Below are 13,866 nucleotides of genomic sequence, written 5' to 3'. Positions count from 1 at the left end.
GGCGGCATAGGCTTAGGACAACTCTTGCCTTTTTGAAAAAGAAGCTTGCTAAACGTTAAATCAAAAACTCAATCCTTGTAAAAGTAAAAAGACCGCCTCAATCACTTTTGAGACGGCCTCTTTTGTTTTATTCTTAATGGCTGTTTTGCTTAAGCTTGAATTTTTTAATTTGCCTCCGCAGAGCGTCCGTTGCCAGGTCAGTAGCTTCTTCAAAGGACTTAGCATCTTCTTTAGCAAATAATTGGTTTCCAGGGATATTTAACTTTATTTCTACTGTTTTATTCTCAATGGAGTCATTGTTTACCTTTAAAAACACTTCGCCATCTACCATACGATCATAAAAAGTTTCCAACTTATCAACTTTCTTTTGGATAAAATCCAACAACTTACTGTCAGCATCGAAATGAATAGAGTGCATTTGTAACTTCATAGTGGTAAAGATTAAAAGGTTATAAATATATATTAAGCTTTAGGGTGGGCTTGCTCGAATACCGCCTTCAGTTTTTCCATCGAATTATGGGTATAAACCTGAGTAGCAGCCAGGCTGGTATGACCCAGTAAGTCCTTCACAGCATTGAGCTCAGCTCCCTTATTTAAGAGATGCGTAGCAAATGTATGCCTCAATACATGAGGACTACGCTTCTCGATAGTCGTAAACAAATCCAAATATTTTTTAACAGTGCGATAAATCAGCATAGGGTAACATTGGCGCCCTTCTTCTGTAACGATCAGATAGTTGTGATCATTTTGTATCCCCAGGATATTTTTCTCTTCAATATAGGTTTCAATGATTTTTTGTAATGCAACAGAAAAAGGAATAACGCGTTCCTTATTTCGCTTACCCAGTACTTTCAAAGTTCTGTTGGCAATATCTACATCTGAATGTTTCAGATGAATGATTTCCGAAAGCCTGGTGCCCGTCCCATATAGCAGTTCTAAAATTAATCTGTCACGTTGCTGAGAAAAGCCTTCACCGAACGTGATATGATCCAAAAGGCGGCTCATTTCGTTCTCATTAAGAAACTGCGGTAGTTTCTTAGCCGTTTTAAGAATTTGAATTTTTTTTGTAGGGTCATCAGAAATAATCTCCCTCTTTAACAAGAACTTATAAAAGGACCTTAAGCATGTAATTTTTCTATTAACCGATTTTGGGTCAAGGCCAATATCAACCAGACTTACTACCCAACCTCTGATGATGGAATGTGTGGTATCTTCCAGGAGAGTAGATGGATAATATTCACCAAGGTATGACTCAAACTGACGTAGGTCGTTATCGTAGGAACTGATAGTATGAGCGCTATATCTTTTTTCAAACTGCAGATATTTGAGGAACGATTTGCGCATAAAAAAATCTTGATCAGACTAGGGATGTGATCAAGACTAATTTAACGAAATTAACCGAGAAATACAGGCTGATTAATAGTTTTCTTCAGCGTACTTAGACTGTCTGTATTTAGCTTTAATTATTTCAGTTCTGCGTGTTACAGAAGGCTTTTCAAAGAAAGTTCTGGATCTTAGTTCTTTTAAAACACCCGTCTTTTCGAACTTCTTTTTGAATCTTTTTAATGCCTTATCTATAGACTCGTTCTCTTTTACGTTTATAACTATCATTTCTCAGCTTTTTTCAAATTGGATTGCAAATTTAAGATTATCCAACAAACTACACAACATATGAACCGTATTCTATGATAAAATAGCTCTGGAAATGACAAGTTTTTGAATTTCTGAAGTGCCTTCCCCTATCGTACATAACTTGGCGTCTCTATAAAATTTCTCTACGGGGTAGTCCTTGGTAAATCCATATCCTCCAAATATCTGGACCGCTTCATTGGCCACGGATACAGCCACTTCCGAAGCATAGTATTTAGCCATAGCCGATTCTTTGTTCACTTTTTTCCCTCTATTTTTTAGATCTGCTGACTGGCTAATCAAAAGCTTCGCGGCTTCAATCTGTGTCGCCATGTCAGCCAGCTTGAAAGAGATGGCCTGAAATTTTGATATCGGCTGATTAAACTGCTCCCGCTCTTTTGAATATTGTAAAGCTGCTTCGTATGCCCCCTGCGCTATTCCTAAACTTAAGGCCGCAATGGATATTCTACCACCGTCCAGTATTTTCAATGATTGAATGAATCCGTCTCCTACATTTCCTAAAACATTTTCTTTAGGCACGCGACAATTATCAAAAATCATTTCTGCCGTTTCTGAAGACCTCATCCCTAACTTGTTTTCTTTTCGTCCTCCGCTAAAGCCCGGTGTGCCGCGCTCAACGATGAAAGCTGTCATACCATGAGAGTCTCCTACGTCGCCTGTACGGGCAATGACCACAGCTACGTCTCCGGATTTACCATGTGTGATAAAATTTTTGGCCCCTTCAAGGATATAGTGATCTCCGTCTTCTTTTGCAGTTGTCTGCATGTTCCCGGCGTCAGAACCTGTATTGGGTTCTGTCAAGCCCCAGGCACCAATCCATTCTGCTGATGCCAGTTTAGGCAGATATTTCTGTTTCTGCTCTTCATTTCCAAATTGTAGAATATGACCGGTACATAATGAATTATGCGCTGCCATGGATAAACCCACAGAACCATCAATTTTTGATAATTCCACAATGGCAGTTACATATTCATGATATCCAAAGCCTGAACCACCGTACTTTGCAGGAACCAGGACCCCCATCAGACCAAGCTCACCCAACTTCTTAAACAATGGGACCGGAAATTCCTGAGACTCATCCCATTCCATCATAAATGGCTTGATCTCCCGCTCTCCAAAATCTCTGATCATTTGCGCGATCATGATTTGGTTTTCATTTTCTTCAAAGCCAAAGGCCATTGGTTTTTCTATAATTTCTGCTTCCATTGGTAATGCAATCGTTTTCGGCAAATATAGAACAAATTCATAAGCGAACTAACATTCGTTTGGCTATAATTGTTTTAATTTTTAAAATAAAGTTGACAGTGGATTACAACAATTATTCTTTTATTTTTGGGCGTTTAGTAAATACCTAAAACCCAATACAATTATGAAAATTGCCGTAGTTGGTACTGGTTATGTCGGATTAGTAACCGGAACCTGCTTTGCCGAAACAGGAAATAATGTCACCTGCATTGATATTGACGAAGAAAAAGTGAAAAGTCTTCAAAATGGCAAAATAACAATTTATGAGCCTGGGCTTGACATCATTTTTGATAGAAATATAAAACAAGATCGACTGCATTTCACCACTGATCTCGCAGAAGGTATTAAAGGAGCTAAAATCATATTCCTGGCCTTACCCACACCGCCCGGTGAAGATGGTTCTGCAGATCTGAAATACATATTGAAAGTAGCGGAAGATCTGGGGCCATTATTGGAAAATTATACGGTAATAATAGATAAAAGTACCGTTCCGGTGGGCACCGCTGAAAAAGTGACTGCCAAGGTTGCTGAGAATGCAAAGGTCGAATTCGATGTAGTATCTAATCCTGAGTTCCTCAGAGAAGGAGTAGCGGTAGAAGACTTCATGAAACCTGACCGTGTGGTTATTGGCACTCAATCGGAAAAAGCGAAACATCTGATGGAATCTCTATATGCACCTCTAGTGCGTCAGGGAAATCCTATCATATTTATGGATGAAAAGTCTGCAGAACTAACGAAGTATGCGGCTAACTCATTCCTGGCTACCAAAATTACCTTTATGAATGAGATTGCTAATATGTGTGAGCTTTTAGGAGCTGATGTTGATGCTGTTCGTAAAGGAGTGGGTACAGATAGCAGGATCGGTAAGCGATTTCTTTTTGCGGGCATCGGTTACGGTGGAAGCTGTTTTCCAAAAGACGTCCAGGCATTGGCCAAGTCAGCAGAAGAAGTGAATTACGATTTTGACATATTAAAATCAGTAATGGCTGTCAATGAGGTCCAAAAAACTAAAATGATCCCTAAGATCAAGCATTATTTTGGTGGTGACCTGAGTGGAAAAACCATTGCTTTATGGGGACTGGCCTTTAAGCCTTATACAGATGATATCCGAGAAGCTCCTTCTCTCTACAACATTGATGAGCTGGTGGCTGCCGGAGCGACAGTTAAGTGCTATGATCCTGAGGCAATGGATAATGTGAAAAAACTGATCGGAGATAAAGCTATTTTTTGTAAAGATGCTTACGAAGCTACAAAAGACGCCGACGCCTTATTTATAGCTACGGAATGGCCTGTTTTCAGAACACCGGATTTCGAACAGATTGCAAAAGGACTCAATAATAAGGTCATTTTTGATGGAAGGAATCTATATTCTTTGCACGACATGGAAGAATTAGGTTTCACATACTTTAGCATAGGAAGATTTACCGTAAATGGCTAAACGAGTTTTAATAACAGGGGCTGCCGGTTTTTTAGGATCACACCTCTGTGACAGGTTTTTAAAAGAAGGTTATGAAGTGTTGGGTATGGACAACCTGATCACTGGTAATCTTAAAAACATAGAACATCTCTTTAAACTGGAGCAATTCCAGTTCTATAATCACGATGTTTCTTCTTTTGTGCATGTGTCCGGTGAGCTCGATTATATATTACATTTCGCCTCACCGGCCAGCCCAATTGATTACTTAAAAATTCCGATCCAAACACTGAAAGTAGGCTCTCTGGGCACACATAATCTATTGGGGTTGGCAAAAGTCAAAAAGGCCAGGATGCTGATCGCTTCTACCTCTGAAGTGTATGGTGATCCTATGGTACATCCTCAAACAGAGGAGTACTATGGCAACGTTAACCCTATAGGGCCTCGTGGGGTATATGACGAGGCCAAGCGTTTTCAGGAAGCCATGACTATGGCATATCACACCTATCACGGCCTGGAAACACGAATCGTTCGGATTTTCAATACGTATGGTCCCCGAATGCGTCTGAATGACGGGCGTGTATTACCTGCTTTTGTTGGGCAGGCGTTAAGAGGTGAGGACCTTACCGTGTTTGGCGACGGTTCTCAGACACGTTCTTTCTGTTATGTAGACGACCTTATAGAAGGGATCTATCGACTTTTAATGAGCGACTACGTCTATCCTATGAACATCGGTAACCCTGATGAGATCACTATCAAACAGTTTGCCGATGAGGTAATAAAACTAACCGGCACCTCGCAAAAGGTAATCTATAAACCGCTCCCTAAAGATGATCCAATGCAACGCCAACCTGATATCTCAAAGGCCAAGGAAATATTGGGATGGGAACCAAAAGTAAGCAGACAGGAAGGACTGGCCATTACATATGACTTTTTCAAAGGGCTTTCGGAAGAAGAACTGAATGCTTCCGAGCATTATAGCTTTGAAGGGTATATTAAAAAGTAAAGAAGTTGCCGTTAAAGGTCACGATTGCACAAGTGTTCATTCATTAGTCATTGGTTTCAAAGCCGAAGAAAAGCACTACTATGAAGACACATTATCAATACCCGCTGAAAGATGTTGAATTCCCCGGTTTATTAACAAGGGTCAAGGCTTTAATGGTTGACTTGATGATAATTCTGATTATTTTTTCGACGGCTTCCGTGCTAATCAGTGGTGTGGAAGAAACGCCGGATTGGGTAAGAGGGTTAATCTTTATTTTCTCAATTTATCTCTATGAGCCCATTTTTATTACACTATTCGGGGGTACAATAGGGCACCATCTTTTGAAAGTAAGTATCCGAAAAATCAGTAAACCGAACAAAAAGGTAAATATATTTCAGGCGTCTCTTAGGTTTCTTATTAAGTATCTACTCGGCTGGATTTCATTTTTGACGATCACCGCAAATCAGGAGAAGCGTGCCATTCATGATATAACCAGTGGGTCAATTGTACTATACAAATAGGATTATTTTACTGACAGGTTATTAGAACAACCATTTTAGTTCGAGGCGTTTTTAACCATTGGCTTATATAGTAATAAATGAGAAAAAAGGTTCTTTTTATTTGTCTGCATAGGCCTGGTAGGTCTCCTTCTCAAAGATTTCGCTTTGAGCAATACCTGGATTTTTTGGATGAGGAAGGTTATGACTGTTCACATGTACACCTTCTCAATGAAAAAAATGATAGAATATTCTACGCTGCAGGTAAATACTGGCAAAAGCTGTTCATATTGATCCATTCAACATTGACGCTGATCAACCAGTCCTTTTTCAAAAAATACGATATTGTATTTGTTCAACGTGAGGCATTCATGCTCGGCACTTCATACTTTGAAAGACGAATGGCCAAAAGGTCAAAACTAATATTTGACTTCGACGATGCCATTTGGAAGCAGCAAACCGGAGAGATCAAAAGTAAAAACAGGTTCTTCTATTTTCTGAAGAACCCGAATAAAACAAAGCACATTATTCGTGCAGCCCAAATGGTATTCGCAGGCAATCAATACTTAGCAGACTTTGCTCTCCCAATGAATCCCAATGTAAAGATAATACCCACGACGATTGATACCATCGCCTATCACGTGGTCCCGAAAAGAGAAACCGGCAAAGTATGTATTGGGTGGAGCGGTAGTTTTTCTACCATCATTCATTTTAAACATATATTGGAAGCTTTGAAAGAGCTCAAAAAAAAGTATCAGGATAAAATATACTTTAAAGTCATCGGCGATGGGAGCTTTACAGATGAAGACCTGGAAATACAAGGTGTATCCTGGCAGCAGGAAACAGAAGTGAAGGACCTGTCTGAAATTGACATTGGAATTATGCCATTGCCTGATGATGAATGGACAAAAGGAAAATGTGGCTTAAAAGGACTGCAATACATGGCCTTAGGCATCCCCACAATCATGTCCCCGGTGGGTGTAAATACGGATATTATAAAGGACGGGGTTAACGGTTTTTTTGCATCGTCCGATCCGGAATGGATACAAAAGCTTTCGATATTGATTGATTCGCCGCTCATGAGAGAAAAGATGGGAATAGAAGGAAGGAAGGTTGTTAAAGAACGTTTTTCTGTTGAAGCAAATAAAAAGCTATACCTGGATCACTTCAACGAATTGGTCCATTCGTGATCGACAAAATTCTTCCAACTAATTTCACTTCCAATGGTATGAAATACTTGTGGCACTTTAATGGCATCTGATAGATGTACATTTAATATGCCAATAGAGGTGTTATTAAAAAAGAAAACTCCAGAGTTCCGATCAGACTGTTTTAACATAAATATATAACTGGCAACACACCATTATATGCACAAGAGCCTTATCGGGTTATCTGATAACATCACAGATAACGTAAGGTCAGGATCAGCTATGTTTTAGGTAAAAATCACTGTTGATATATTTTTTCTCTCTCGGCAAACAAGTATCATTCTTGAGCAGAATCAATAGTTAGCCCTTAACAATCAGATAAATACTATTTCAAACAAGTAACTGGAACACCTTTATTTTGCATCTTGACCAATCAAAAGCATTAACAGCAGGTTACATGAGTACCTTTTACAGGAATATATTGGTAGTAAAAACCAATAGTACTCCTAAATACCTCCTCAATGCTAAAGAATTATGCTTGCTGCCCAAGCTGTGGGGCAGCAGAGAGTCGGAAAAATCAAAAAATCTGGAAATGTAAAGCTTGCAACTATACATTTTGCCATACCTGCCTTTCCTCCATTGTTCATCTCCATCAACCTAAGACGTTAATCGCATGCCCTCACTGTTACTCTTCTATGGTCAAGTCTGCCGGTGTCTTATCAAAACAATACAATAAAGTTGGATGATCCATTTCTTATGCATTTCATTGACCCAGCCCCAACGGGTTCATGATATTTTTCAAATACATACCTGCAAACACTTAAAATGACTGTTCTTCATTAAATTTTATGATAACTTGCCATTGGACGAACTCTATCATGAAGCTATGAACGAGAACAGATCTTTTTTTGACAGACTCAATCATTGGACAAGGACCTCCATCGGATTAAAAATATTCATCATTGGTTTTTTGGTGTTGATATTATTAATTCCCGTCTCAATGGTGGAAGACCTCATATATGAACGCCAACAATATCAACAAAACGCTATTGAAGAGGTAAGTAGTAAATGGGGTACAGAACAAACCTTAACAGGGCTCATATTAAGCGTGCCATATTATACTTATAACACCGTCAAAAATGATGACGGCTCAGAAAAGCTGATCAAGAAAAAACAAGTCGCACATTTTTTACCGGACCAACTTAATATAAGTGGCAATATTAGCCCTGAAAAGCGGTATAGAGGCATTTATGAAGTAGTGGTTTATAACAGTACCCTAAAAATCTCAGGAACTTTTGAAAAACCCAATTTCAAAAAACTTAATATAGAAGCATCTAATGCCACCTGGGACAAAGCAACTATCTCATTAGGCTTGAGTGACCTTAGAAGTATTCAAAATGAGGTCCAATTGAACTGGCTTAAAGAAAAGGTCTACTTTGAACCTGGCCTTAAAAGTAATGACGTCGTTCAATCCGGGATCAGCGCAAATGTCCTGACAGACAGCGTAACCAGCAGCTACCCTTTCGAGTTGACCCTCGAGTTCAACGGAAGTAAAGGGCTAAGCTTCACACCACTAGGCAAAACCACGATAGTTGATATTCAATCTAACTGGGCGGAACCGAGCTTTGACGGGGCATTTCTTCCGGACACACGTGAGGTTACACAAGAGGGGTTCAACGCTCACTGGAAAGTGCTCCACCTGAATCGAAATTATCCACAACAGTTTACAGGTGGCATACAGGTACGTCCATCCGATTTTGGGGTCAGATTGATCATGCCTGTGGACCAATACAGGAAGAGTACAAGGTCGGTCAAATATGCCGTTATGATCATTTCATTAACATTTTTGATTTACTTTTTCTCACAGATCAAAACAAGTATCCGCATTCACCCCATCCAATACCTGATTATCGGACTGGCCCTTTGCCTCTTTTTCACTTTACTCATAGCACTGTCAGAACACATGTCATTTTACCTGGCATACTTTACAGGCAGTATTTCCATTGTTGTATTAATAACGTCCTACTCTTACTTTATTTTTAAAAACAGCCTCCTCACCAAAGTGCTTGCGGGACTTCTGGTAATGTTGTACGGCTTTATTTATATCATTATCCAACTCCAGGATTATTCACTTCTTATAGGCAGTGTAGCGCTATTTGTTATACTTGGTTTCATCATGTATATGTCGAGAAATATAGATTGGTACAACATAGGTAATGACTCTTAAACACTTGGGAACAGGTAGAGGACCGGTCCTGGCATTTTAGATTTTCACAGGAGGGGTTTTCCCAGTGAAGTATTTCTAAGGGTCCATTAATTTAACATCCACGTCTTTTCAATTACTGCGCTGGCACCGAAAAAACCAACGGCACCATTACTGACATTAGTAATAACATTAGTCGGTTCAGTATCAAAAAGACTTCCTCGCCATTCTGTTTCCAGGAAAACTGTTCTCCAAAAAGCATAGTGCTGGTCCGATAAAGAAAACTTACGCTGCGCAACCCGATTACCCCCGCGAAAACCATAAAAATGCGTCTCTTCGAATTGGAAGACTCCGCTTACTTCAATTTTAGGATGGGTAAACCAGTTAAAGACATATCCGTTGTCAATATCAAAACTCACCCCTATTTGCTGACCGAGAGAACTGGGATTTACATTACCGGGCAGTGGCTCTGTGCGTGTTACCCATTGCTCCCAGCGGTTGGCTTCTGAAAAACCGAATTGGTGCCTGCGAAACTCAAAGTCTTCATTCGGAAAACCTTCTCCAAAAAAGATAGGTTCAAAATCCGTTACTTCCGGTAAGGTATCCATAGCCTGATAGACATTGCCGCTCCATGCTATTCGTAAGGTATAGACCTTTCCCACCTCCCCCGCAATACTATCATCAGTTATGTAAACGCCATCACTTATTTCTGACATTTGAAACGTATTGTTTTCGTCTGAGATGGTAACAAAGGCATTAGTAGCAGGTGGGTATTCCTTTAATCCATAATCTGCCGTTTGTCCTAACCGGACCTCATGTTGTTTCCGTTCGGTCGTTATCAGGCCATCTACCACCAGAAGGGGGGCGGAAGTCTCCACTTCCAGATCTACAATTTCCTGACAAGCCAAAGTAATGAAGACTATGAAAATAAAACATAGTTTGATGATAAGTTTACAGATCCTTAACGGTATGTTAGTAGCTTTAGCATTCATCATTTCTAGAATTTAAAGTTGTATGAAAGAGAAGGAATGAGTCCGAAAATGAATGTTTTGATAGGTCGTACGTCAGTTCTGTCTGGAACATTCCCAGTTGCCCGATCCCTGACTGGCATAAAATCAATACTCAGAGCATTTTTGCGGAAATAGAGATTAGTCAATGAAAACAACCAAAAAGACTCCCATCTCCTGTCTGTTCTCATTTTACCTTTCCATTTTGCAGAAACATCTAAACGATGGTAGTCCGGTAATCGCTCACCATACCTTCTCTCATAAACAGGAATGGTACTTTCTCCAACACGGTAACTGCCGGCTGGCAATGTCACTGGTCTTCCCGTCTGGTAAACCCAGTTACTGCTTAAAGATAGCCGTTCACTTAATTGGTAGTTAGTAACAAATGAAATGCTGTGGGGTTGATCATAGTAGGCTGGAAATGCCACTCCATTATTAATCTCCGGTATTTTTAATTCTGTTTTAGAATAAGTGTAAGCAAGTGTTGAAGAAAACTTCTTCGTTTCTTTATGTAATGAGAGCTCTATACCGTAAGAGGTTCCGTCACCAAATCTTAGCAAGCTCTCAACATTGGGGTTTTGCAGAAGCTGTGCATGATCCGGATAACCAATTTGCCGATGCAGTTTTTTATAGTAACCTTCTAAATTTAAAGACAGCTTTCTGGAAGAAAATACTTTAAAAACTCCCCATGAGATCTGATCACTAAATTGCGGTTTGAGAGATGGCCCTGATGGCAGCCAAATAAAAAAGGCATTAAAAGAGGTGACGGAATTTCTAATTTGTTGAATGAACTGATAATTGCGCTGATAACCCATTTTCAATACTACTGAGGGCATTAACTGGTAGCTAAGTCCTATACGTGGCTCCAGGCCTTCATACGTTTGGTATAGTTCACCTGCCCGATGTAGGGTTGTATCCAGGGGAGTATTATTTTCATCAAAGTTGATCACCGTCTGTGGCCCATAGCTGTTGAAAAGGTTATATCTTAACCCATAATCCAGGGAAAACCGGGGACTAATATTCCAATAATGGCCTATGTAAGCTGCTGATTCGAGGTTCTTTTTAGCTTCAATGGATGCAATCTTATTTGTACCCTCTTCACCTGGCTCGACCTTATGGTGTATGGATTGAATACCAAAACGAATTTCGTGATTGGACCTGGGAAACCATGAAAAATCTGCTTTTGCCTGCCAGTCGGTAATGCCGGATTCCCAATTGAATGTCTCCTGTCCTGTAATGATATTACTGATAAAATAGCGGTATTGACTTCCGGAAACGGTGAAATTAGAAAATAGCCGTGGTGAGAATACGTGGTTCCACCGGAGCGTTCCCGTGGTATTACCCCACTCATTTTCAAATTGATCAAAAAAACGAAAGACATCCTTCCCAATGTATCCTGACAAGTACAACTGATCATACTTACCGATTTGAGTATTGATCTTAGCCGTAAGGTCAGTAAAATTCATCTTGTTTCCCCCGTCATCCGGGAGCGCTCTCAATATAAGGTCGGGATAAGTGCGTCTGGCAGAAAAAATAAAAGAGCTCTTCTCCTTTTTCAAAGGCCCTTCTAACGTCAATCGACTGGACAATAATCCTATGCCTCCGGAACCTGAAAACTTTTCTTTGTTTCCTTCCTTCATTCTAACATCCATGACTGAAGAGAGACGGCCTCCATATTGTATAGGAAAGGGGCCTTTGTAGAATTCCACGTGTTTGATGGCATCGGGATTGAACACGGAAAAGAAGCCCAAAAGATGGGTGGGGTTATATACTATGGCCTCGTCAAGCAGGATGAGATTTTGATCAAGATTTCCTCCTCTGACATAAAATTCCGTAGAGCCCTCTCCGGCTGTTTGTACTCCGGGTACTTCATGAACCAGCTTTATTACATCCGGTTCACCGGCCAGTGCAGGGAATTCATCCAGCCTCGATATAGCGATATTTTCTTTTCCCAGTGACTTTATAGAATAAAGGTCTTCTTCAAGTGATCCCGTAACCACTACTTCTTCCAGCTGTTCTGACAATGGTTTTAACAAAATGACGTTTGACATACTTTCCTCTAATTGCCGTGTAATGAACTGAGTCTGGTAGCCAATATAGCTGACTTGAAATTCATACAAACCGGCGGGTAGCGTAATGGAAAAAAAGCCATAAGCATTAGTCACAGCACCTTTCCCCTGACTGCCTTTGATGAGAATAACACAACCGATCAAAGATTCGCCGGAGCTTTCATCTTTAACATAACCACTGAAAGTTGTTGTTTTGGAACTCCTTTCTTTTTCTTTCCGTAAAATCAAAATCCTGTTTTGGCCTTTATCGGAAAAAGTCAGCCCTTTATTTTTCAATAGCCGAACGAGCACTTCCCGGACAGTCTCATCTTTAGCACTTACAGATACTTTTTCTTCCACCCACGCCCCATATCGATAGGCAAATTGAAATTCTCCTGATTCCTGAATTTGAGTCAATACTTCCTGCAACGTCTTTTCATGAACTTCAATGCTTATTCTTCTTTCCAACGCCGGAAACGACGGCTGTGCAAAAGCAATACCTGCACTTTGCAACAAGCATACTATTCCTATGATGATATATTTTATATTCATTTTGAGTAATAATTCTATTAAAAACTAATGATTGACGGCGGTTACTCAGTTCTCCTGAGCGCACCCTTCTCCTTTAAGCAGATATCTATTTTGAAGTTTCTTTTCAATCTGAATATCAAACAATGACTCTAAAGTTTCCAGGATATGTTCCAGTGGTTCCTGGTCAATTGTCGTGGTAAGCTTGCAGTCTGGGCCTGATATTCCTGACGCAACATCTTGTTCTATATGTATACCATAGACATCTTCCAAACTTTCCATTACTTCATGCAATGGCGTTTCTGCAAAAACCAGTTGCCTCGTCTTCCATGCAAAGCGGTTAGGGTCATTTTGTTGCACCTGGCTGAGCTTTCGGGCTTCTGTATTATAACTAGCTTGTTTGTGAGCTGTTAAAATAACCTTATGTTCATTGTTCTGACGGGAATAAAAGGCCACTTTACCCGATTCAACAATTACCACTTCTTTTTGCTCATTCGTTTCTACCATAAATGCGGTACCTAACACTTTCACCTCGGTTTCCTCATTATGTATAATAAAAGGCTTATCAGGATTTTTAGTGACCTTGAAGAAGGCCGTACCTTGTAATTCGACATTTCGACTATCATCGGAAAAAGACGTTGGTAGTTTCAACTGGCTATTTCTATGTAACCATACCTCCGAACCATCGGGTAGTATGCGGTGTGCAATCTGGTCTTCCGTCTGCCAGGTCTCCAGACTGCTTTCTTTTTGGATCATTATCCAAATGACCCCAACTGCAAATAAAAGGGCAGCGGCATATTTGAAATACCGATACAATGAGAATACTTTAGCATCGGTTGTCAACCTCCCTGCTTCATTTATTCTTGTCTTAGTTTTCTGCCATGCTATCGCTGTGTCCGGCTCGGGCATGTCTTCCTGTGAAGAGTTTATCCATACTTCCTTCCAATAGTCAAATGTTTTCACGTTCTCATCATCTTCCAGAAGCCAACGCTCAATTTCTTCGTTCTCTCTGGCAGAGCTGTTTCCATTGAGGTACCTAAATACTATTTCTTCTTCCATTTTTTAGTCATCATCTGTCCTGGTCATAAAAACTATACTTCTCTAAAGAGAGATTTTCCAGGCCCTTATTTAAAAGACAAAA

At 40.1% G+C, this 13,866-nt stretch carries 13 protein-coding genes; 6 read left to right on the top strand and 7 right to left on the bottom strand.

Annotated elements, in window-relative coordinates:
* Positions 1–133: 133 nt before the first annotated feature.
* The 4 genes from hpf to FNH22_RS27425 form a co-directional block, all read right to left on the bottom strand.
* Positions 134–430 (bottom strand): ribosome hibernation-promoting factor, HPF/YfiA family, encoded by a 297-nt coding sequence (hpf, locus tag FNH22_RS27440; RefSeq protein ID WP_143401725.1) that lies wholly within the window; start codon positions 428–430, stop codon positions 134–136.
* A 32-nt stretch (positions 431–462) separates the two neighbouring features.
* The gene (locus FNH22_RS27435; RefSeq protein ID WP_143401724.1) at positions 463–1,344 is read right to left on the bottom strand and encodes a tyrosine-type recombinase/integrase; all 882 of its coding nucleotides are present in this window, start codon (positions 1,342–1,344) and stop codon (positions 463–465) included.
* Positions 1,345–1,416: 72 nt separating this feature from the next.
* The gene (rpsU, locus tag FNH22_RS27430) at positions 1,417–1,611 is read right to left on the bottom strand and encodes a 30S ribosomal protein S21 (protein WP_143401723.1); all 195 of its coding nucleotides are present in this window, start codon (positions 1,609–1,611) and stop codon (positions 1,417–1,419) included.
* A gap of 72 nt (positions 1,612–1,683) precedes the next feature.
* Positions 1,684–2,856: an acyl-CoA dehydrogenase family protein gene (locus tag FNH22_RS27425; protein WP_143401722.1), complete on the bottom strand. Its 1,173-nt coding sequence runs from the start codon at positions 2,854–2,856 to the stop codon at positions 1,684–1,686.
* Between the two features lie 163 nt (positions 2,857–3,019).
* Between FNH22_RS27425 and FNH22_RS27420 the strand changes: the two genes are divergently transcribed.
* The 6 genes from FNH22_RS27420 to creD all read left to right on the top strand — a co-directional run bounded on the left by FNH22_RS27420 (position 3,020) and on the right by creD (position 9,166).
* Positions 3,020–4,333 (top strand): UDP-glucose/GDP-mannose dehydrogenase family protein, encoded by a 1,314-nt coding sequence (locus tag FNH22_RS27420; protein WP_143401721.1) that lies wholly within the window; start codon positions 3,020–3,022, stop codon positions 4,331–4,333.
* Positions 4,326–5,315 (top strand): UDP-glucuronic acid decarboxylase family protein, encoded by a 990-nt coding sequence (locus tag FNH22_RS27415; protein ID WP_143401720.1) that lies wholly within the window; start codon positions 4,326–4,328, stop codon positions 5,313–5,315. Before FNH22_RS27420 ends, FNH22_RS27415 begins: the two co-directional genes overlap by 8 nt.
* 80 nt (positions 5,316–5,395) lie before the next feature.
* Positions 5,396–5,815, top strand: a complete 420-nt coding sequence (locus tag FNH22_RS27410) for an RDD family protein (RefSeq protein WP_143401719.1) — start codon at positions 5,396–5,398, stop codon at positions 5,813–5,815.
* A gap of 77 nt (positions 5,816–5,892) precedes the next feature.
* A complete protein-coding gene (locus tag FNH22_RS27405) occupies positions 5,893–6,981 on the top strand; it encodes a glycosyltransferase family 4 protein (protein WP_143401718.1) in 1,089 nt (362 codons plus the stop codon).
* Positions 6,982–7,396: 415 nt separating this feature from the next.
* Positions 7,397–7,537, top strand: coding sequence for a hypothetical protein (locus FNH22_RS32165; protein WP_185154440.1), 141 nt, complete (start codon positions 7,397–7,399; stop codon positions 7,535–7,537).
* A gap of 288 nt (positions 7,538–7,825) precedes the next feature.
* Positions 7,826–9,166 (top strand): cell envelope integrity protein CreD, encoded by a 1,341-nt coding sequence (creD, locus tag FNH22_RS27400; protein ID WP_143401717.1) that lies wholly within the window; start codon positions 7,826–7,828, stop codon positions 9,164–9,166.
* Between the two features lie 86 nt (positions 9,167–9,252).
* Here creD and FNH22_RS27395 read toward each other — a convergent pair whose 3' ends face one another.
* Genes FNH22_RS27395 through FNH22_RS27385 form a run of 3 tightly spaced genes read right to left on the bottom strand, consistent with a single transcriptional unit; the run spans position 9,253 to position 13,784 of the window.
* Positions 9,253–10,137, bottom strand: a complete 885-nt coding sequence (locus FNH22_RS27395; protein ID WP_143401716.1) for a DUF4249 family protein — start codon at positions 10,135–10,137, stop codon at positions 9,253–9,255.
* A gap of 2 nt (positions 10,138–10,139) precedes the next feature.
* Positions 10,140–12,749, bottom strand: a complete 2,610-nt coding sequence (locus FNH22_RS27390) for a TonB-dependent receptor (protein WP_143401715.1) — start codon at positions 12,747–12,749, stop codon at positions 10,140–10,142.
* Positions 12,750–12,794: 45 nt separating this feature from the next.
* Entirely contained in the window at positions 12,795–13,784 is a 990-nt protein-coding gene (locus tag FNH22_RS27385) for a FecR family protein (RefSeq protein WP_143401714.1), read from the bottom strand.
* Positions 13,785–13,866 lie beyond the last annotated feature (82 nt).

It is taken from the genome of Fulvivirga sp. M361, from assembly GCF_007097395.1.
In the GTDB taxonomy this organism is placed as follows: Bacteria; Bacteroidota; Bacteroidia; order Cytophagales; family Cyclobacteriaceae; genus Fulvivirga.
This window is presented reverse-complemented; position numbering and strand designations above follow the sequence as displayed.